The following is a 1,271-nucleotide window of genomic DNA, read 5'->3' as shown; positions in this document are numbered from 1 at the left end:
AGAAGCCGTATCTCAACCGAACATGATCGCTTGATTTCCGCTGGTCAGGCATGGTCTAGCTCGGAATGAGGGAGGCATGCGACGTCTTGTTTCGGCTCCGTGATCGAGGGGGGCGCGATGGCGTCGGTGCTGGGGATGCTGGAGGAGCGGGAGACAGCGGCCCGAGTGCGGGTGGAAGGGCTGCGGGAGGAAGTCGCGCGGCTGGCTGGGGTGTTGGAGGCCGCGGAGATCGAGCTGGACCGGCGGGTGATCGCGCGGGAGGAGCTGGTAGAGGCCCTGGCGGCCTCGGCTGCCGAGACTACCGCCGTGACCGAGGCGAAGGCGGAAACCGTGTCCTCGCCCGCGCCGGTGCCGGGCTCGATCGTGCCGCCTTGGCGCGAAGGACTGCCGGTGACGGTGCTGGCGCGGGACTACCAGCGGATTTTGGGCGTGCTCGACGAGCGGCAGCCCGCGGGCCAAGGGCCGCTGAAGGCCAGGGAGATCACGGTTCAGCTGGGCTTGGAGACAACCTCGGCGAAGGTCGAGGGGGTGCGCTCGAAGGCCCGGCGTCTGGCGGAGCGCGGGTGGCTCCTGCAGGAGACGTCGGGGGCATTCAGCGTCGGCCGGCGGCCCGTGGCCGTGCCAGACGCCGGCTCATCCGCGTGACCATCGACCACCGGATCATCGCCTCGCTGCTGGCCGGCAACGTCTCGTAGTCCCGGACCAGCCGGCGCGAATGCATCAGCCACGCGAACGTGCGCTCTACCACCCAGCGCCTGGGCAGCACCACGAATCCCTCCATGCCGTCGGTGCGTTTGACGATCTCCAAGGTCAGCGCGAGTTTCTGACGGCACCAGTCGACGAGGGAGCCGGTGTAGCCGCCGTCGGCCCAGACGAGGGTGATGTCGCGGTGCCGGCGGCGCAGCCGCCTCAGCAGGCCCACAGCGGCGTCCCGGTCGCCGATGTTCGCGGCGGTGACGCAGACGACCAGGAGCAGACCGAGCGTGTCGGTCACGATGTGCCGCTTACGCCCGGGCACCTTCTTCCCGCCGTCGTAGCCGCGTGAGGCGGCTGGCACCGTCGCAGCGGCCCGCACCGACTGCGCGTCGATGATTCCCGCCGTGGGCTCGGCCTCACGGCCCTCGCGCTCACGGACCTTCCCGCGTAGCCGGTCGTGGAACTCGGTGATCAGCCCGTGCTCGCGCCAGCGGCGGAAGAAGGCGTAGACGCGGCCCCAGTCGGGGAAGTCCGCGGGCATCGCCCGCCAGGAGATCCCGCCCGCGACCAGGTAG

2 protein-coding genes are annotated in these 1,271 nt (G+C 70.4%); one reads left to right on the top strand and one right to left on the bottom strand.

Going from position 1 to position 1,271, the window contains the following annotated elements:
• The first annotated feature begins 117 nt into the window (after nucleotides 1-117).
• Complete coding sequence (locus ACWEK3_RS42410; protein WP_450547815.1) at nucleotides 118-645, top strand: hypothetical protein; 528 nt, start codon at nucleotides 118-120, stop codon at nucleotides 643-645.
• Here the strand turns inward: ACWEK3_RS42410 and ACWEK3_RS42405 are convergent.
• On the bottom strand, nucleotides 593-1,271 hold a 679-nt coding region (locus tag ACWEK3_RS42405; RefSeq protein ID WP_453252276.1), incomplete at its 5' end, for an IS5 family transposase. The two genes, ACWEK3_RS42410 and ACWEK3_RS42405, sit on opposite strands and share 53 nt — an antisense overlap.

This window comes from Streptomyces sp. NPDC004721 (genome assembly GCF_053601495.1).
This window is presented reverse-complemented; position numbering and strand designations above follow the sequence as displayed.

Bases quoted from the DNA above. Each gene is read 5' to 3' on its own strand.
- ACWEK3_RS42410 (WP_450547815.1), top strand. From the start codon at position 118: ATGGCGTCGGTGCTGGGGATGCTGGAGGAGCGGGAGACAGCGGCCCGA.